The organism is Aureivirga sp. CE67 (assembly GCF_015767245.1).
Lineage (GTDB): Bacteria > Bacteroidota > Bacteroidia > Flavobacteriales > Flavobacteriaceae > Aureivirga.
Genome location: NZ_JADOTV010000004.1, coordinates 61,915 through 80,543 on the forward strand (window position 1 = coordinate 61,915; position 18,629 = coordinate 80,543).

The following is an 18,629-nucleotide window of genomic DNA, read 5'->3' on the forward strand; positions in this document are numbered from 1 at the left end:
TCATTTTTTAAAGGTTTCATTCTATTAACGATTCTCATTAAGTTTTGTAAATCATATAGTGGGTTTAATTTATACTTACTTATTTCCTCTGTTTAATATTAAGATGCATGAATTGAATTTTACCCCTACTCATTTTTCAAAAAAAAATAAAAATTTAAAAAAAGAGGTCGATAGGACCTCTTAATTCATTTATATTCTTGTGTTTAAATTTTATAATATTTTTAATTTTTTTCTGAAACACCCGCAGATTCGAAACTTGCCATTCTATTAAAAAAAGCAATACTTGTTCTTATAATCGGTACAGAAAGTGCTGCTCCAGTTCCTTCTCCAAGTCTTAATCCTAAGTTTAATAATGGTTTTTGGTTTAAAAAAGCCAACATTTTTTCATGTCCTTTTTCTTCAGAATTATGAGTAAAAATACAGTAGTCTAAAATATTTGAATCTATTTTTGCAGCAATTAATAAGGCTGAAGTACAAATAAAGCCGTCTATCAAAATGGTCATTTTTTGTTTTGCAGCTTCTAACATTGCGCCACACATCATTGTAATTTCAAAACCGCCAACAGTTTGTAAAATTTGAAGAGGATTTTCAATTTCCCCATGAAATGAAATTACTTCTTTCAGCGCATTTGTTTTCTTCAAAATTCCTTCAGAAGGTAACCCAGTTCCAGCTCCAACACATTTCTCGATGGAAGTTTTGGTTACATAATGCATAATTAAAGAAGCCGCAGAAGTATTTCCAATTCCCATTTCTCCAAAACCAATTGTGTTTGTTCCTTCTTTTTTTTGTTTTAAAACTAATTCGCTACCCAAAGAAATTGCTTTCTGACATTCTTCATTTGTCATCGCAACTCCTTTTTGATAATTTTTAGTTCCAAAGGCAATTTTAGCATTGATTAGTTCAGAGTGATTTTCAAAATCATGATTTACACCAGCATCCACAATTTTTAAATCCACATTATTTTCTTCACAAAAAACATTAATAGCAGCTCCTTTATTCAAGAAATTATAAACCATTTGCGTAGTAACTTCTTGTGGAAAAGGATTTACAATATTTTCTTTCGCAATACCATGATCTCCAGCAAAAACCAAAATAGCTGGTTTTTCTATTTTTGGCTCTAAAGTCTGTTGGATTTTAGCAATCTTAAAAGCTATATCTTCCAGTTTTCCTAGAGCTCCAAGAGGTTTTGTTTTTGTATCTATTTTATGTTGAATATCTTTATCTAAATCCGTGTTTAGTTTTTCAATACCAAAATTCATGTTCTATAAATTATAATTTTTCGAGAACGAATATATTGTTTTAGCTAGTAAAAAAAGATTAAATTTTTACTTTTAACGAATTGAACTCATTTAAACTTTTTAACTCAAAATTCGTTTCAAGCATGTTCATTACTGGCTTGTGAAAAATTTTAACCATAGCTAAGGCTATGCTGAAATTTTTTCTCTTCACCATCAATAAACATCAGATAAAACTCTTAGTTTTGGCAAAAAAGTTTAAACGAGTTCATTGAAAATTCTACTTTTCTTTTTATTATCTATTCAAAAAAGGATCTTTATTTTTTATTAAAATTTCAATTAGTTCCAAATGTTTTTCATCTTGATATAAGCCTACAATTTCATCTTTATAACAAAATTTGACGAAATCTTCAATCTTATTTTCAGGAATTCCAATTCTATCTGTAAAGAATGTTTTTCCATACCTTTTCAACATTTCACTTGGTAAGTTTTTGGTTAGTTCTTCATATTCTCTTGCTCTTAGATATTCTTTTTCTCTCACTCTTTGTTTAAGATCACTTGGTCCTAATACCTTAACTATTGGAGCTGCAATAAAAGCAGCCATTCCTATGACATCTCCACCAATGTTATTTCCTGGAACGGTGTTAACTATAGGAGCTCCAGAGTTTTTATCGTTTAAATCATAACCAAAATTACCATATGCAGCAGTAAAATCTAAAGCGTCAGGATTTATCTTGGATAAATCACTCTCAGGAACTTTTTCGGAGTCGAAACTTAAAGTACCAGTAAGATCATGACTTTTAATTTCTACTTCTTCTAATTCAATTCTATTTTCTAAATCAATAAAATGAACTTGATAAGTATTGAAATCATCTGGGATTTTTATTTCTTTTTGTTCAAAATTTACAGCAGAAATTATTAAAATATCCCCCACATTACAAAGAATCTGAAAATATCCTTTTTCATCAGAAATAGTTACTGTGTTTTTATTTTTATTCACAATATGAATGTTTGCAACACTTTCACCTTCGTTTAAAAGATAAGCTTTATAATAATCACCTTGAACTAAAATTGAGTTTTGCTGTGCGAATGCATTTGTAACTCCTAAAAAGAGGAACAAAAAAAGTAATTTTATTTTCATATTTATTTTTTGATAATTTATTGTAAAAAATTTAACTAAATAGTTTAAAACAAATAAACTAATTAAAGCAAAGCTAGTTTACATCTCAATATGTAAAATTTTGTTAAAGATTTGAATTGCTTAAATTTGTTCAAAATCAATTTTTGATGAAAAATATTATCATAGCAAGTACATCTACAGTACACGGACAATCTTATTTAGAATATATTTTACCAACTCTTAAAGAATTTTATAAAGGAATCGAAGAAATTGTTTTCGTTCCATATGCAAGACCGGGCGGAATTACACATGACGAATACACTGAAATTGCTAGTAAAGGTTTTGCAACTATCGGTATCAAAGTAAAAGGACTACATACTTTTGAAAATCCGATAGATGCGATTGAAAATGCAAAAGGAATCTTCACTGGAGGAGGTAATACTTTTGTTTTAGTAAATGCTTTGTATGAAAATAATATTATCGAAGCACTTCAAAATGCTGTAAATGGTGGAACACCTTATTTAGGAACAAGTGCGGGAAGTAATATTTGTGGGCAAACAATTAATAATACTAACGATATGCCAATTGTTTATCCGCCAAGTTTTAAAACTTTAGGATTTATTAATTTTAATGTAAACCCGCATTATTTAGACCCAATTCCAGATTCTACACATATGGGAGAAACTCGTGAAACAAGAATTAAAGAATTCCATACATACAATTCATTACCAGTTTTAGGACTTCGAGAAGGAAGTTGGTTAGAGGTGAAAGGAGAAGAAATCATCCTTCGAGGGGAACATTCCGCAAGATTATTTTTACAAGGAGAAGAGCCTAAAGAATTAAATACAAATACACTAGTTAGTTTATAATTGAAGTAGGTTGAGTATTCAACCTACTTTCTTATTTTCTTTAAAAAAAGCTCCAATTTTATTTGCAATTTTTACAGATTTTAAATCTATATATTTTGTGAAAAAGGCCGCTAAAATAAAAGTTGTAGCGATCGTTACAAGTGAGCAAATCAACATATTTTCGATATAACCTACTTTGTCTTTTAAAAATAAAAACAACCAACTTGTAAGCGAACATAGAATCGGAATATGGATTAGATAAAGACTAAATGATATTTTTCCTAACCATAGAAAAAAGGGATTAATAAATAATTTTTGAATAGATTTAGTTCTCATCAAAATTAAAATTAATAAGATACTTGTAAGGAAATTAAAAAATGGTTTAAAATGGAAAATTCCAGATAAAAACACGACTACCATAAAGAAACTTATGTTAATCAATTTTTTAGACAAAACATTTTTCCAAACATTTTCGATAAACGTATTTTTAACAAAAGAATTATTATCAAAATCTGATAACATAAATCCTATCATAAATGTTCCAAGCCAGTAAATCTTAAGAGGAATAGATAGAAGAAAGAATAAGATGTAAATATAATGTCTTAATTTATGCTTTGAGAATACTGCAAAAATAAAGAAACAAGCGAAAGATCCATATAATTCAGGGTTCATGGTCCATAAAACGCCATTATAACTGGAAGAATATTTAAAATCAAAAAAAGTATTCCAAATTCCATCTTTTAGCATCAAAATAAAATTTGGTTCAAAATTATATAAGTCAAACAGCCAATCGTTTCTACTATATTCAATTTCAAAATAAGTTGCTAATTCATTATTAAACATTAATCCAAAACTTAATAGAATGAAAGCAAAAATGATGGAGGAAAAAGCAGGAATCATTAAACGAAAATACCTCTTCATAAAACTTGAGATTAAATAATTTTGATCTCTTAATTGAAAAAGTTTAATTGAAATAACGTAACCACTCATCACCCAAAATAAATGAACTGCTAGATTGCCGTTAGTGAAAAAATGAAAAAAAGGATGGATAAAGTATTTGGAAAAAGGTATGTCTACAAAATTTAAAAGAAGATTTTTATAAATTTCTACATTAAACATCTCTTTAAGATGAGAAATTAGAACAATAAAAGCAGCAATTCCTCTAAAACCTTCAAGATATAATATTTTTTTATTCATTGATTTTCATTTGATTCGGCAAATTTAACAAAAAGACAACGTTTTTTTAGGAAAAAATATTACACTAATTTATTAAAAAGTCTTGCAGATATTAAAAATGATTGTATATTTGCACTCGGCAAGTCCTACACAACTAGCTCCCTTTGAATCCCCCAGGGCGGGAACGCAGCAAGGGTATTAGGTTGAGCAGTGTGATGTAGGTCGCTTGCCGTTTTTTTGTTTATATACTTCACATAAGCTATGGCAAAAACAGTCTTAATCACAGGAGGATCTTCAGGAATTGGAAAGTCAATCGGAGAATACTTATCCTCAAAAAACTACAAAGTTTACGGTACCAGCAGAAATCCAAAACAAGAAAAATTTAACGACAATTTTCATTTAGTAGCATTAGATGTATCTGATGTTGATTCTATTGAAAAAGCAGTAAATTTTATTGTGGAAAAAGAAGGTAAAATCGATATCTTAGTAAATAATGCGGGAATTGGAATAACAGGACCTGTAGAAGAAACACCAATGGAAGAAATCAAAAAAGCATTTGATACTAATTTCTTTGGTTTGTTGAATGTTTGCAAAGGAGTTTTACCAACAATGCGTAAACAAAGAGATGGAATTATCATCAATGTAAGTTCTATCGCTGGATATATGGGACTTCCATATCGTGGCGTGTATTCTGCAACAAAAGGAGCAGTTTCACTAATTACGGAAGCGATGAGCATGGAAGTAAAACAATTTGGAATCAAAATGGTAGATGTTGCTCCAGGTGATTTTGTCACAAATATTGCAGCAGGAAGATATCATACTCCAGTATTTAAAGGTTCGGATTACGAAGAAAAATACGGAGAAGTACTTCGCCAAATTGATGAAGAAGTAGACACTGGATCAGATCCAATTTTGATGGCAAAAGCAGTGCATCATATTATTGAAAACAAGAATCCTAAAATTCATTATAAAGTAGGTGTTTTTATGCAGAAATTTTCTATCGTATTGAAGAGAATTTTACCAGACAGAATGTATGAAAAATTACTAATGAATCATTATAAATTGTAATTTTACAAAAATTTAAAAACAACACAAATGAAATTTTTTATTGACACAGCAAACTTAGAGCAAATTAAAGAAGCGCAAGCTCTAGGAATTTTAGATGGTGTAACAACAAACCCATCATTAATGGCTAAAGAAGGAATCACGGGGCAAGATAATATCTTAAAACACTATGTGGATATTTGTAACCTAGTGGATGGAGATGTAAGTGCGGAAGTTATTTCTACAGATTTCGAAGGAATGATTAAAGAAGGAGAGGCTTTAGCTGCTTTACACCCTCAGATTGTTGTGAAAGTTCCTATGATTAAAGAAGGAATCAAAGCAATAAAATATTTTTCTGACAAAGGAATCCGTACAAATTGTACTTTAATTTTCTCTGCAGGACAAGCACTTTTAGCTGCAAAAGCTGGAGCTACTTATGTTTCTCCATTCATCGGAAGATTAGATGATATTTCTACAGATGGATTAAACTTAATCCAAGAAATTCGTATGATTTTTGATAACTACGGATTTGATACTGAAATCTTAGCTGCTTCTGTTCGTCACACAATGCACATTATTGATTGTGCTAAGATTGGAGCAGACGTAATGACTGGGCCATTAAGTGCTATCGAAGGATTATTAAAGCACCCTTTAACAGATATCGGTTTAGCAAAATTCTTAGAAGATTACAAAAAAGGAAACTAAAATCCTTTTCTGATATAAAATTTAAAAGCTCTGATTTTTTCAGAGCTTTTTTTATGTTTTGAACTTTTATAATAGGTGTTTATGTCTAAAGAAATTTAACATTTTATCGTCTTAAATTTCTCTAAATTTGCAGTCTCTTAATTATTTATAAAAGATGAAAATCAAAACAACATTTTTACTAAGCTTCTTTGCGATTACTTTTTCTTTTTTCGCATGTAGCAAAGACGACTCAAGCCCTTCGAGTCAGAATCCAGATCCAAAACCACCTTATGAGAAACAACATGTTATTTTAGTTTCTGTAGATGGATTTAGATTTGATTATACAGATAAAATTAATACACCAAATTTTGATAGAATTGTAAATGAAGGAATGAAAGCAGAAAGATTAATTCCTGTTTTTCCTTCAAAAACTTTCCCAAATCACTTATCATTAGTGACAGGTCAGCATCCAGAAAATCATGGAATTATTATGAATACTTTTTATGATGAAAATGGAGATAAGTACAGTATTTCTTCAGATGCTGTAAAAGATCCAAAATGGTATCTTGGAGAACCAATTTGGGTAACAGCTGAAAAGCAAAATGTAAAGGCAGCTACTTATTTTTGGCCAGGTTCAGAAGCTCCAATTCAAGGAGTTCGTCCTTCTATTTGGAAAGAATATAATGGAAATATCGCAAATACTACAAGAGTTGATACAGCTTTAGATTGGTTAGATTTACCAGAAGAAGAGCGTCCACAATTTATAAGTTTATATTTCAGTATTGTAGATAGTGCAGGACATAAATATGGGCCAAATTCAGATGAAGTTAAAAATACAATTAGCCAAATTGATTTTCTTTTAGGAAGATTATACGATGGAATAAAAGAACATGAATTAGCAGAAAATGTACAGCTTATCATTGTGTCAGATCATGGAATGTCTGAATTGTCAAGAGATAGAGCGGTTTTCTATGATGATTATATTGATACGGATGAGGTTTCTTTTAATAGTAATTATACACCAGTTGGAACAATTACAGTAAATGATCCAGCTAAAAAAATGGAGATTTATAATCAGTTAAAAGATGCAAATCCTCATATGGATGTTTATTTAAAAGAGGAAGTTCCAGAAAGATTACATTATTCAAATCATCCTTATATCGCAGATATTATTACTGTAGCAGAAGAAGGTTGGACAATGTCAACAAGAAGTTTTTTTGAAAATAATCCTAATAGTGCAAACGGAACAGGAACGCATGGATATGATCCTTTCAAAGGGGAAGATATGCATGGAATTTTCATAGCGAACGGAACGAAATTTAAAAAAGAAAATATAGATTCTTTTAATACTGTTGATTTGTATGAATTAATGTGTTCAATTATCGGAATTGAACCGTCATCAAACGATGGAGATAAAGAAAAAGCTTTAGAAGTTTTAAAATAATATTTTTTAAAATGTGAATTTAAAAGACTATCTATTTTTAGATAGTCTTTTTTTGTTTTATAAAATACTGATAGATAGTGTTAGTACAATATTTGTCATAATAAGTTTTATAATTTTTATTTTTTTGGCACATGAATTGTAAATGCTGATTCAAAATTTAATTATAAATCAAAATTATTTAAATTATTATGAAAAAAGTATTACTAGGAGTATTAGCATTAGGTTTATCATTTACTTCATGTTCAAGCGATGACGATAATGGATCAGTAGCTACTGTAGTAGGAAAATGGGATCCAGATTATAATATTGTCAATGGTGTTAAGTTTCTTGATCCAGATCAGGATTGTGATAATCTTTATATTGAGTTTTTAAATAATGGAAACATTGTATCTCATGATTATACAGATTGTGAATTAGAAGAATCTTATGAAGAAGGAACTTGGAAAGTTGATGGTAATACGCTTTCTCTATCTTATGTTTATGGAGAAGATGTAGAAACTGATGTGTTTGAGATTCGAAAATTGACAAATTCTGAAATAGAATTGTTTATTAAAGCAGATTTTGATGAAAATGGAGTAGAGGATGAAATCGGATCTCACTTAACTAGAGTTAACTAATTAGTAAATCTTCAAAAAATGAAAAAGGTAAGTTGAAAAACTTACCTTTTTTTATTCTGATTCAATGCTTTTATAAGCTTTGATAATTTCTTTTACTAATTTATGACGAACAACGTCTTTATCATCTAAAAATAGCATCCCAATTCCTTTTACATCTTTCAGACTCAGTAATGCTTCTTTTAATCCAGAAACTTGTTTTCTAGGTAAATCAATCTGTCCTGGATCTCCTGTAATGATGAACTTTGCATTTTTTCCCATACGTGTCAAAAACATTTTCATCTGCGCATGTGTTGTATTTTGAGCTTCATCTAAAATTACAAAAGCATTATCCAAAGTACGCCCACGCATAAATGCTAGTGGTGCAATCTGAATGACACCTTTTTCAATATAAGAGTCTAATTTTTCAAACGGAATCATATCACGTAGCGCATCATATAGTGGTTGCATATACGGATCTAATTTCTCTTTTAAATCTCCAGGAAGGAAACCTAAATTTTCTCCAGATTCTACAGCAGGTCTCGTTAAAATGATTCTACGAACCGTTTTTTCTTTTAAAGCTCTTACAGCTAAAGCTACTGCAGTGTACGTTTTTCCAGTTCCAGCAGGACCTGTAGCAAATAACATATCATTCTTTTCCATCAATTTTACCATCAAACGCTGATTTTCTGTTTGTGGCTTGATTTGATTTCCTCCAACGCCATGTACAAGAACTTCACTACGAAGTTGCATATTTTTTTGCTCTTTCCCTGTAGAAGTTAGAATTCTTTCAATACTATTTTCATCAAGTTTATTATACTTGTTCAAGTATTTGACTAGCATAGAGATACGTTTTTCAAATTCATCAAGTATCTCAGGAGAACCATAAGCTTTTAACTTATTACCTCTAGCAATTATTTTAAGTTTTGGAAAATATGTCTTTAATATGGTAACGTTTGAATTTTCCGCACCATATAAGTCCATAGGGTTAATTTCCAAAAGTTCTATTATTCTTTCGTTCAAATGTTAATAATTTTAAGTTATTAATCTAAAATTCAGCTTAAAAGTACTAAATTATAATATATAATTATATACCTTTGCGCTTGGATTATCAATTTAATAACAAAACAAAGTAATAATCAATTATTTATAAGTCAAAAATTGTCAATGTCCCTAATTACACTTACTACAGATTTTGGAATAAAAGACCATTTTGTTGGAGCTTTAAAAGGAATGATATTTAAACAATTACCTGATGTAAATATCGTGGATATTTCACACCATATATCTCCTTTTAATATTACAGAAGCGTCCTATGTTGTGAAGAATGCTTATAAAAGCTTTCCGGAAGGAAGTGTGCACATGATTGGAGTGGACTGTGAACCAAATCCTGAAAATAAACATATAGCTTTAAAACTAGACGGGCATTATTTTGTTTGTCCAGATAATGGAGTGATTTCTATGATTGTTTCTGATATTAAACCAGAGCAAATTGTAGAAATTAATGTTCCTGAGTTTCAAAAAACTTCTAATCATATGTTGACAGACTTTGTACAAGTTGCTTGTCATATTTTAAGAGGAGGAAAGTTAGAAGTAGTTGGGAAACCATTGGAGAATTACAAAGAATTGACAGAGCTACAACCTGTAGTTCAGAAAGGAAATAATCAAATTACTGGAAGTGTTATTTATATTGATAATTACGGAAATGTAGTGACAAATATTAGTAGAAAACTTTTCGAGAAAATCGGAAATGGAAGACTATATGAGATTGTTGCAAAGAAATATAAGTTTAAAAAAATCTTTGAAAAATATAGTGATATTGTTGATTTTTCTCTTCCTGCAGAACAACAATATAAAGACGGAAGTCGATTAGCGATATTTAATTCTGGAAATTTCTTGGAACTTGCCATCTATAAAAGTAATTTAGCGACCGTCGGAGGAGCAAACAGTCTTTTAGGGCTGCGATACCGAGATCATATAGTCGTTAATTTTTTAGAAGAATAAAGCATGTTTGTACGTATTGTCAAAATGACTTTTCAAGAAGATAAAATTGAAGAATTTTTATCAAGATTTGAAAAAAATAGAAATAAAATACGAAATTCAGAAGGTTGTCGTTTTTTAGAATTGTATAGAGATAAGAAAAATCCAAATATATTTTTTACTTATAGCTATTGGGAAAGTGAGTTTTATTTAGACCAATATCGAAATTCAGAGCTTTTCAAAGGAGTTTGGGCAGGAGTAAAACCTCTTTTTGATGCCAAACCTGAAGCTTGGAGCGTTGATAAAGTTTTTAGTTCAGAACCTATTTTTGTTTAATAAATATTTTTAATTTTCTATGGTTGCAATTTTAAAAAAGGAAATAAATTCTTTTTTTTCTAGCCCAATAGGATACCTCGTTATTGCGATATATTTAATAATGAGCGGTCTTTTTCTTTGGGTGTTTAACGATAATTTTAATATCCTAAATGCAGGATTTGCAGATTTGACCAGCTATTTTTTCTTAGCACCTTGGTTTTTAATATTTTTAATTCCTGCAATAACAATGCGAAGCTTTTCAGATGAGTATAACGCTGGAACAATTGAGATTTTAAAAACGAAACCAATTTCAGATTGGGGAATTATTTTAGGGAAATATCTAGCATCGCTTATTTTAATTATTACTGCAATTCTTCCAACAATTGTATATGTATACAGTATTTATGAATTAAGTAATCCTATTGGAAATATCGATTTCGGAAGTATTATCGGATCTTATATTGGACTTCTGTTTTTAGCAAGTTCTTTTTCTGCAATAGGTATTTATACTTCTACTTTAACAAAAAATCAAATTGTTTCTTTTATAATAAGTATTTTCATTTCGTTCTTTTTGTTTTATGGTTTCGAAGGATTAGCAAATTATAATCTTTTTGGAAATATGGATTATGTGATCCAGCAAATTGGAATGAATGAGCACTTTAAGAGCATTAGTCGTGGTGTGATTGATTCTCGTGATTTGATTTATTTTATCAGTATCACACTTTTCTTTTTAGTATTAACAAACTTTAGATTGAAAAATGAATAAGAAACAAACCCCTATAAAAATTGTCATTCTATTAGTTGCTGTTATTCTTATCAATGTTGTAGGAAGTAAAATTCATGAAAGATGGGATTTGACACATGATAAAAGATACACACTTTCAGAAGCATCAGAAAATATAATTGCTGAGGTAAAAGAACCAATTCAAATCAATGTTTACTTACAAGGAGATTTTCCTGCGGAGTTTAAAAGATTACAGATTGAAACAAAACAACTTCTGGAAGAGTTAAAATCTGAAAACTCTAACATTCATTTTCGTTTTGTAAATCCAACAGGGCATGAAAAAGATTTGATTGCAAAAGGATTGGAACCAAGTAATCTTCAAGTGCAGGAAGACGGAAAAATGACTCAGGCTATTATTTTTCCTTGGGCAATTGTAAAGTTTGGAAACAAATCGGAGAATGTAAATTTATTACAAACTGCAATTATCAATGCAGAAGAAGATCAGATAGAAAATTCAATTCAGGCTTTGGAATATAATTTTATGAATGCAATTCATAGAATAATAAATACGAAAGTAAAGAAAATTGCCATTTTAAAAGGGAATGGAGAATTGGATGATGTTTACATTGCAGATATGCTTCGAAAAGTAAAAAACTATTATCATTTAGGAGTTTTTACTCTAGATTCAGTTCAAGCAAATCCGCAAAAAACCGCAAAAGATATTCAAGGGTACGATTTAGCAATTATTGCAAAACCATCAGAGAAATTTACAGAAGCCGAAAAATATACAATGGATCAATACATCATGAATGGTGGAAACACATTGTGGATGGTTGATAATGCTTATGCGGAATTGGATAGTTTAATGCAAACAGGAGAATCGATGCTTTATCCAAGAGATTTAGGGTTAACGGATTTATTTTTCAATTACGGAGTTCGAATCAACGCAGATGTTGTAAAAGATCTTTATGGTTCAAAAATATTATTACAGACAGGAACTAAAGGAGGGCAACCTCAGTTTAGTCAGTTTCCTTGGAAATACCATCCTTTGGTGCTTCCAAACGGAGATAATCCAATTTCTAAGAATACAGAACCAGTTCGCCTACGTTTTCCAAATAGTATGGATACTTTGAAAAATGGAATTTCTAAAAGAGTTTTATTACAAAGTTCGAAGCTTTCAAAGATTGTAGGTTTACCAAAGATTATTTCTTTAACTGAACTTTCTAAAAAACCAAATCCAAAACAATTTGAAGGTGAAAAATCTAAAATATTTGGAGTTTTATTAGAAGGAGAGTTTAAATCTGCTTATGCAGATAGAGTAAAACCTTTCTCGTTCGAAAATGCAAAAGATAAGGGAGTAAATTCTAAAATGGTTGTAATCTCGGATGGTGATTTTATTCGAAACCAAGTACGAAATAACCAGCCTACACCATTAGAAGTAGATAAATGGACGAAAGAACGTTTTGGAAATAAAGAGTTTTTGATGAATTCGATTAATTATCTTTTAGATGATTCTGGATTGATAAATATTCGTTCGAAAACAATAGATTTAAAACTCTTAGATAAAGAAAAAGCTTTTAAAGAAAGATCAAAATGGCAAATTATAAATATTGTATTGCCACTTGTTTTACTAGCCATTTTCGGTTTCCTTTTCTATTTTATTCGAAAGAAAAAATATCAATAAAAAATACCAAAGCACTTCAAAAAGAAGTGCTTTTTTGTTTTAAAAAAGATGTTTATTTCATTTCTAAATTTGTAGAACGATCTTATATATTGTTAAATAGTTCTATCCAAATTTTATCATCATCCGTTTTATGAATGATAAAATAGTTTACATGTTTTATAGTTTTCCCATCTTTTATACTTGAAATATAAAGTAAAGGCGATTTATTTAGCTGAAAGAAATCTAAAGTCGTTAGATATCGTTTAAAAAAGTAGTGACTCCTGGTGTATAATTTTTTCCATTTAATTCTAAGTAAACTATGTCAGATTTTATTTTAAATGCTTTTAGTTGTCCGAACATTTCTAAAGAAATTTCAGGATCCCCTTCTCCATAAAACTCAAAGGATGTTTCACCATAAATATAATGAATAGAGTGATTAGGTTTTTCTCCATAATTTGATCCTATAACATCCCAACTCTCTTCAGTCTCATCAGGATTTTCTAATAGTTCAACAATATTTGTAGTGGTAACATTATGAATTTTGTGTTGCCTATTAAGTTTAATATTGTTATAATCACAATGGTTTTGTGCAAATGTTGTAAAAGTGCTTACGACTAGTGTTAGTGTAAAAAGTATTTTTTTATTTATTTAAATTATAGTTTTTGTTATAGTTAAAATAAATCTTTTTTTATGTAAATAGTTGTATTTTAAACCGATGGAAGAGCTCTATTAATAAATAGATAGGATTGTGAATAAATGGTATATTAAGGCAATAAAATATAATACCTTATATATTACTTATATTATCAATATTAGAAAAATAATTCACCTTATAATATAAAAAAAGCCTACTTAATTAAGTAGGCTTTTCAATTTGTATAAATTAAAATTAATAATCTAAAGTTCTTATATAAGCTAATTTCTTTTTCCAAATAGCTAAATAATCTTCTTGTTTTGCAATGTTTCTTCTAACATTTTTGATTAATGGATTATCTTCAGAAGCATTTGAAATAAAATTGATATTATTATCTAATTGTTGAATTTCCTTCACAATTTCATCAATTTTCTTTCTGATGAACATTATTTCATTATTAAGTTTTCTAGTGTCATTTTGTTCTAAATAACTATCCACCATATTCTTAAACTTAACCATTTCAAATTCATTTCTATCTTCAGAAATTTCGTTGAATACTTTATCTAAAAGCTTGTTAAATTTAATATCAATATGACGTAAGTTTTGAGGAACTCTTCCAAATTGACGCCAATCATTAATGATTTCTTTAGCTCTATTTAAATCAATTTTTTCTGAAGAAGTAACTTCCTCTTTAATTTTCTCTAAATATTCTTTCTTTTGGTTAAAAACTTCTAATTGCTTCTTGTTATCCTCATCCTGATTATCTCTTAATCTATCAAAGAAATGGTTACAGGCATTTTTAAAATCTTTCCAGATTTTGTCAGATTGACTTCTTGGTACGTGTCCGATTTTCTTCCAATCCATTTGGATTTTCTTCATCTTCTCCGTTGTAGATTGCCACTCTTCGCTATCTTTTAACGACTCTGCTAAAGCAATTAATTCTAATTTTTTAGCCAAGTTGTTTTGTTGCTCCGATTTTACATTTTTGTAGAATGCATTCTTTGCATGGTTAAAAGATTTTGTAGCTGTTTTGAAAAGATTCCAGATTTCTTCATTTCTAGCTTTAGGTACATTTCCAATTTTAAAGAAATCCTCTCTTAAACTCTCTAATTTTTTGATATTTTCTTGCCAATCAGAGTGCGAAGTAGGTTTTTCTTCTGCTAGAAGTTTAATATCGTTAATTACAGCAAGTTTCTTTTCAATATTTTGCTCAAAAGACTCTTTTAAGTTTTTATAATACTCGTGTCTTTTATCATGAATTGCTTTTGTGATATCACTAAATTCTTGCCAGATTTCTTCTCTGTGCTCTCTAGAAACAGGTCCAATATCTTCTTTCCAAATTCTGTGAAGATCTTGTAAGTTTTTAAACGCTTCGTTAATATCTTCTAGCTGAGAAAGCTCTCTAGCTCTTTCAATTAATTTCCTTTTTTCATCAAGGTTGTGTTTAAAGTCTAAATCTCTTAAGTCATTTGAGATGTGAAGTAAATCGTAGAAACGCTCTACATGGAAGTGGTAAGTTTGCCAAGTATTGTTATACTTATCTTTTGGTACAGGTCCAATTGCTTTCCATTTTTCTTGAATCTTCTGGAAATCGTTAAACATGTTTTTCTCACCATGTGCTTCTTCTACTAAGTTTTTCAACTCTTCGATAGTCTCCAAGCGAAGCTTTAAATTATCATTTAATCTTTTCTCGATCGCTTGATAATGAGCATCTCTTTTTTCTCTATAGCTCCCATAAGCTACATTGAAATTCATCTTGATAGGACTAGAATAATGGAAATCAATAATGTTTCCACCTTCAGCAAGAAACTCCTCTTTTTTCTTCTCAACTAAAGCATTAAATTTAGAATTAAACGAATTTTTAATTGCATTTACGTGCTTACTAATCAATTGAACAGGATGATTTTTGACAAGCTCTTCTAATGCCGAAACAAGTTCTTCTTGTGACATTGCATCGTAATCTTGCATTTCGATTTCTTGCTTTTCTTCAGTATCCTGAGATTCTTCAGCCAAGTTTTGGCTTATTTCTTCTACTGCAGCATTTGTTTCCGCTTCTGCTTCTGACACTTTTTCTTCTACTTGTTCGTTATTCATCATAGTATTTTCCTGTTCTTTTTCGTTAGAAGTATTTTCTACTTCGTTTGATAAGTTTTCATTTTTTTCGTCTAACATCTTTTATAATGTTTAAGTTCCTTACTGTAATATTGTTTGAAAGATAACAATAGCACCGAAATTAACAAAAATATCTTACATCAGAAGATTTTTTTTGAAATTATCTTTTTTTTGAAGAATGCTAAATAATCTCTCTTACAAGTATTGTTTTTTGTTTATGTTTTAAAGAATGAAGCGTTAATTTACTGATTCCAAATCTCCCACGATTTTTCAGCTTGTAAAATCAACATATCATGTCCGTTTTTTATAATTGAATTCTTTGATTTTCCTTCTTTTAAAAAGGCAGTTTCTTCTGGATTGTAGACCAAATCATATAATAAGTGATTTTCTGTCAGGTATTTATAAGGTAAATTCGGTTTTTCTTCAATGTTTGGAAAAGTTCCAATTGGAGTACAATTTATAATTATTTCGAATTCTTCCATAATTTTTTGGTCAATCTCTTCATAAATAAAATTGTTCTCAGATTTATTTCTAGAAACAAATTTGTGAGAAATTCCCATTTTATTCAAAGCAAAAACTACAGCCTTCGAAGCTCCACCAGTACCAAGAATCAAAGCTTTTTTCTGATTTTTAATTAAAGGTTTTATAGAATTTTCAAACCCATATGCATCTGTGTTAAAACCAAATAATTTTCCATCTTTGACTTTAATTGTATTTACAGCACCAATTTCTTTCGAAACTTCATCTAAAGCATCCAAATATGGAATTATTTCTTGTTTGTAAGGAATTGTCACATTACAACCTACTAACTTTTTATTTTCTTCTATTATGGAAGGAAAAAGTTCAATTTGCTCAATATCAAAATTTCTATAAGAGAAATCATTTTCCAAATGTAGCTTTTCAAATTTCTCCTTAAAATATCCTCTTGAAAATGAATAAGAAATATTTCTTCCTACTAAACCTAACAATTTCATTTATTTCGTTTTTCTATTTCCTAAATAATCAATTAAAAGTACCACACCGATTCCTACTAAAATATAGAAAATTGCAAGCCAAGTTTGTCCTTCTCCCAAGTTCGGTAAAAAACGCTCATAATTTTCTACAACATAATTTCCTTTAGCATCAATCATTGGTTCTCCGTTCTGAGTTCTATAAATCTCATTTTTCCATGGCCAAACAATTCCAAGCGAACCAGTAATAAATCCTATAATCACAGAAATAACGATTCCGTGCCAACGTTTTAAAACATAACCTAAAATATGAGAAAGAGAAACCAAACCAAAAGCAGAACCAGCGGTGAACATTCCAGCAATTTTTAAATATTTAATTAAATGAGGATCATTAAAAGCTTCCCAATTTGCTGTAAATACTGCCGAAATAGCTTTAGACAAGGCATTTACAGAATCTACTAAAAGAAGTACATAATTTCCTAAAAGAATTAAAATAAAAGAACCTGAAAGTCCAGGAAGTGTCATCCCAGAAACTCCAATAATACCACAGAAAAATACAAACCAAAGATTGTCATTTTCCTTTGCTGGGTTCATAAAACTAATTGCAATACCAATTCCAACTCCAATTAACATCGAAATAATATTGACGACATTCCAATCCTTAAAACCTTTACTTATGTAAATTATAGAACCGATAATTAAACCAAAAAACCAGCTCCAAACATATAGTTCGAAATGTGTGATAAAATAATCTAAAACCAGAGAGACACTGAAGTAACTAAAAGTACTTCCTCCCATGATTAATAAAAGGAAAGGTGCATTTATATATTGAAAAAAGCTCTTAAACCTTCTACTTAGAAGTAATTTAAGAGCTTTTCCGTTAAATTTTTTGAATGAATATATTAGTTCTTCATAAAAGCCAAGCACAAATGAAACTGTTCCCCCAGAAACTCCAGGAACTTTGTTTGCTGCTCCCATTGATAATCCTTTTATGAATAATCCGAAATAGTCTAAAAATTTTCGTTCTTTTCTAGCCATGATTACGCTGCTGTTGCTTCTTTTTTAACTGAAATTCTTTCTAAAAGAAGAATTACTAAAAACCCGACGAAAGCCAAACCGATTGCAAACAGCAACTGATTGTCACCTTCAAAATGGAAAGGAGAAATACTTTCTTCCAAAAATGGAACTTTTTCACCTTTAGAGTTCTCTCTCCAAGATAATACTTTTTTCCAAGGCCAAATTTTATTTAACGAACCAATAATAAAACCAGTTAAGATTGCTAAAGTTGCATTTCTTTGATGGTTAAAACACCATTTTAAAACTCTTGAAAAAGTTAGTAAACCAAAAATTGCACCAGATCCTACGATTGCTATAATTTTAAGATTTCTTTCATGAATTGCTTCTAATATAGGTTTGTAAGCTCCAAGAAGAACTAAAATAAAAGAACCAGAAATACCTGGAAGAATCATAGCGCAAATAGCCAAAGCTCCTGCAAAGAATAAAAATATTGTAGAATGCGCATCACTTGCTACAGGTTCTAATGTTGTAATAAAATACGCCAAAAACCCACTGATAAGTGCTAGAGGAATAGTTACAGCATTCCATTTTTTTACTTGTTTTCCTACAAAAAGAATACTTGCAAGTACTAATCCGAAAAAGAAAGACCAAACTAAAACGGGTTTATTTTCTAAAAGCCATGAAATTGTTTTAGCCAAAGAAACCACACTAATTCCAATTCCTAATAAAAGCGCAACTAAGAAATTTCCGTTCACGGCTTTCCAAGCACTTTTGATTCCTTCTTCTTTTAATGTTTTTAAAAGATTTAGATTTATACTATTTATAGATGAAAGAAGTTCTTCGTAAATTCCTGAAATAAAAGCAATTGTTCCTCCTGAAACTCCAGGAACTACATCTGAAGCTCCCATTGCAATTCCTTTAAGAGAAATAATTACATATTGTAAAAAAGTCCTGTTTTGCATGTATTTATTAATTGTTACGGACAAATGTACTATTTTCTAGGTACAATAAATACGGATAAGAAATTAAAAATGTTATAGATTTTTAAAAACAAAAAGAATCTTCTTTAGGATTCATAATATTATAACTA

17 protein-coding genes and 1 other RNA gene are annotated in these 18,629 nt (G+C 29.6%); 10 read left to right on the forward strand and 8 right to left on the reverse strand.

Annotated features, from left to right (window positions below; genetic code table 11):
* Positions 1-221: 221 nt before the first annotated feature.
* Entirely contained in the window at positions 222-1,259 is a 1,038-nt protein-coding gene (cobT, locus tag I0K12_RS07320; protein ID WP_196886646.1) for a nicotinate-nucleotide--dimethylbenzimidazole phosphoribosyltransferase, read from the reverse strand.
* A 271-nt stretch (positions 1,260-1,530) separates the two neighbouring features.
* Complete coding sequence (locus tag I0K12_RS07325; protein ID WP_196886647.1) at positions 1,531-2,376, reverse strand: carboxypeptidase-like regulatory domain-containing protein; 846 nt, start codon at positions 2,374-2,376, stop codon at positions 1,531-1,533.
* A gap of 146 nt (positions 2,377-2,522) precedes the next feature.
* Here I0K12_RS07325 and pepE point away from each other — a divergent pair, with 146 nt between their 5' ends.
* Positions 2,523-3,224, forward strand: a complete 702-nt coding sequence (gene pepE, locus I0K12_RS07330) for a dipeptidase PepE (RefSeq protein WP_196886648.1) — start codon at positions 2,523-2,525, stop codon at positions 3,222-3,224.
* 18 nt (positions 3,225-3,242) lie between these two features.
* Here pepE and I0K12_RS07335 read toward each other — a convergent pair whose 3' ends face one another.
* Positions 3,243-4,400 carry an acyltransferase family protein gene (locus tag I0K12_RS07335; RefSeq protein WP_196886649.1) on the reverse strand — a complete coding sequence of 386 codons (1,158 nt, stop codon included), beginning with the start codon at positions 4,398-4,400 and terminating at the stop codon, positions 3,243-3,245.
* A 116-nt stretch (positions 4,401-4,516) separates the two neighbouring features.
* On the opposite strand from I0K12_RS07335, the gene ffs reads away from it, so the two are divergent.
* The 5 genes from ffs (at position 4,517) to I0K12_RS07360 (ending at position 8,168) form a co-directional block, all read left to right on the forward strand.
* Positions 4,517-4,614: signal recognition particle sRNA small type (ffs, locus tag I0K12_RS07340), an RNA gene on the forward strand.
* 26 nt (positions 4,615-4,640) lie between these two features.
* Positions 4,641-5,447: an SDR family oxidoreductase gene (locus tag I0K12_RS07345; protein ID WP_196886650.1), complete on the forward strand. Its 807-nt coding sequence runs from the start codon at positions 4,641-4,643 to the stop codon at positions 5,445-5,447.
* A 27-nt stretch (positions 5,448-5,474) separates the two neighbouring features.
* Complete coding sequence (gene fsa / locus I0K12_RS07350) at positions 5,475-6,128, forward strand: fructose-6-phosphate aldolase (RefSeq protein ID WP_196886652.1); 654 nt, start codon at positions 5,475-5,477, stop codon at positions 6,126-6,128.
* Between the two features lie 154 nt (positions 6,129-6,282).
* On the forward strand, positions 6,283-7,551 hold the full coding sequence (locus tag I0K12_RS07355; protein ID WP_196886654.1) for an ectonucleotide pyrophosphatase/phosphodiesterase: 1,269 nt from the start codon (positions 6,283-6,285) through the stop codon (positions 7,549-7,551).
* Between the two features lie 188 nt (positions 7,552-7,739).
* Positions 7,740-8,168, forward strand: coding sequence for a lipocalin family protein (locus tag I0K12_RS07360; RefSeq protein WP_196886656.1), 429 nt, complete (start codon positions 7,740-7,742; stop codon positions 8,166-8,168).
* Positions 8,169-8,219: 51 nt separating this feature from the next.
* Here the strand turns inward: I0K12_RS07360 and I0K12_RS07365 are convergent, their stop codons facing one another.
* Positions 8,220-9,167, reverse strand: coding sequence for a PhoH family protein (locus tag I0K12_RS07365; RefSeq protein WP_196886658.1), 948 nt, complete (start codon positions 9,165-9,167; stop codon positions 8,220-8,222).
* A 144-nt stretch (positions 9,168-9,311) separates the two neighbouring features.
* Here I0K12_RS07365 and I0K12_RS07370 point away from each other — a divergent pair, with 144 nt between their 5' ends.
* Genes I0K12_RS07370 through gldG form a run of 4 tightly spaced genes read left to right on the forward strand, consistent with a single transcriptional unit; the run spans position 9,312 to position 12,847 of the window.
* On the forward strand, positions 9,312-10,148 hold the full coding sequence (locus I0K12_RS07370) for an S-adenosyl-l-methionine hydroxide adenosyltransferase family protein (protein WP_196886660.1): 837 nt from the start codon (positions 9,312-9,314) through the stop codon (positions 10,146-10,148).
* Positions 10,149-10,151: 3 nt separating this feature from the next.
* Positions 10,152-10,460 (forward strand): putative quinol monooxygenase, encoded by a 309-nt coding sequence (locus I0K12_RS07375; RefSeq protein ID WP_196886662.1) that lies wholly within the window; start codon positions 10,152-10,154, stop codon positions 10,458-10,460.
* 19 nt (positions 10,461-10,479) lie between these two features.
* The gene (gldF, locus tag I0K12_RS07380; RefSeq protein WP_196886664.1) at positions 10,480-11,205 is read left to right on the forward strand and encodes a gliding motility-associated ABC transporter permease subunit GldF; all 726 of its coding nucleotides are present in this window, start codon (positions 10,480-10,482) and stop codon (positions 11,203-11,205) included.
* A complete protein-coding gene (gene gldG, locus I0K12_RS07385; RefSeq protein ID WP_196886666.1) occupies positions 11,198-12,847 on the forward strand; it encodes a gliding motility-associated ABC transporter substrate-binding protein GldG in 1,650 nt (549 codons plus the stop codon). Before gldF ends, gldG begins: the two co-directional genes overlap by 8 nt.
* 868 nt (positions 12,848-13,715) lie before the next feature.
* Here the strand turns inward: gldG and I0K12_RS07390 are convergent.
* The 4 genes from I0K12_RS07390 to I0K12_RS07405 all read right to left on the reverse strand — a co-directional run bounded on the left by I0K12_RS07390 (position 13,716) and on the right by I0K12_RS07405 (position 18,501).
* On the reverse strand, positions 13,716-15,632 hold the full coding sequence (locus I0K12_RS07390; protein ID WP_196886668.1) for a DUF349 domain-containing protein: 1,917 nt from the start codon (positions 15,630-15,632) through the stop codon (positions 13,716-13,718).
* Between the two features lie 182 nt (positions 15,633-15,814).
* A complete protein-coding gene (locus I0K12_RS07395; protein WP_196886670.1) occupies positions 15,815-16,546 on the reverse strand; it encodes a shikimate dehydrogenase family protein in 732 nt (243 codons plus the stop codon).
* Positions 16,547-17,560, reverse strand: coding sequence for a DUF368 domain-containing protein (locus tag I0K12_RS07400; RefSeq protein ID WP_196886672.1), 1,014 nt, complete (start codon positions 17,558-17,560; stop codon positions 16,547-16,549).
* A gap of 2 nt (positions 17,561-17,562) precedes the next feature.
* The gene (locus I0K12_RS07405) at positions 17,563-18,501 is read right to left on the reverse strand and encodes a DUF368 domain-containing protein (RefSeq protein ID WP_196886674.1); all 939 of its coding nucleotides are present in this window, start codon (positions 18,499-18,501) and stop codon (positions 17,563-17,565) included.
* Positions 18,502-18,629: the final 128 nt, after the last annotated feature.

What these genes read in the sequence shown, in the direction of transcription:
- cobT (WP_196886646.1), bottom strand. Translation starts at nt 1,259, where the DNA reads ATGAATTTTGGTATTGAAAAACTAAACACGGATTTAGATAAAGATATT.
- I0K12_RS07325 (WP_196886647.1), bottom strand. Translation starts at nt 2,376, where the DNA reads ATGAAAATAAAATTACTTTTTTTGTTCCTCTTTTTAGGAGTTACAAAT.
- pepE (WP_196886648.1), top strand. Translation starts at nt 2,523, where the DNA reads ATGAAAAATATTATCATAGCAAGTACATCTACAGTACACGGACAATCT.
- I0K12_RS07335 (WP_196886649.1), bottom strand. Translation starts at nt 4,400, where the DNA reads ATGAATAAAAAAATATTATATCTTGAAGGTTTTAGAGGAATTGCTGCT.
- I0K12_RS07345 (WP_196886650.1), top strand. Translation starts at nt 4,641, where the DNA reads ATGGCAAAAACAGTCTTAATCACAGGAGGATCTTCAGGAATTGGAAAG.
- fsa (WP_196886652.1), top strand. Translation starts at nt 5,475, where the DNA reads ATGAAATTTTTTATTGACACAGCAAACTTAGAGCAAATTAAAGAAGCG.
- I0K12_RS07355 (WP_196886654.1), top strand. Translation starts at nt 6,283, where the DNA reads ATGAAAATCAAAACAACATTTTTACTAAGCTTCTTTGCGATTACTTTT.
- I0K12_RS07360 (WP_196886656.1), top strand. Translation starts at nt 7,740, where the DNA reads ATGAAAAAAGTATTACTAGGAGTATTAGCATTAGGTTTATCATTTACT.
- I0K12_RS07370 (WP_196886660.1), top strand. Translation starts at nt 9,312, where the DNA reads ATGTCCCTAATTACACTTACTACAGATTTTGGAATAAAAGACCATTTT.
- I0K12_RS07375 (WP_196886662.1), top strand. Translation starts at nt 10,152, where the DNA reads ATGTTTGTACGTATTGTCAAAATGACTTTTCAAGAAGATAAAATTGAA.
- gldF (WP_196886664.1), top strand. Translation starts at nt 10,480, where the DNA reads ATGGTTGCAATTTTAAAAAAGGAAATAAATTCTTTTTTTTCTAGCCCA.
- gldG (WP_196886666.1), top strand. Translation starts at nt 11,198, where the DNA reads ATGAATAAGAAACAAACCCCTATAAAAATTGTCATTCTATTAGTTGCT.
- I0K12_RS07390 (WP_196886668.1), bottom strand. Translation starts at nt 15,632, where the DNA reads ATGTTAGACGAAAAAAATGAAAACTTATCAAACGAAGTAGAAAATACT.
- I0K12_RS07395 (WP_196886670.1), bottom strand. Translation starts at nt 16,546, where the DNA reads ATGAAATTGTTAGGTTTAGTAGGAAGAAATATTTCTTATTCATTTTCA.
- I0K12_RS07400 (WP_196886672.1), bottom strand. Translation starts at nt 17,560, where the DNA reads ATGGCTAGAAAAGAACGAAAATTTTTAGACTATTTCGGATTATTCATA.
- I0K12_RS07405 (WP_196886674.1), bottom strand. Translation starts at nt 18,501, where the DNA reads ATGCAAAACAGGACTTTTTTACAATATGTAATTATTTCTCTTAAAGGA.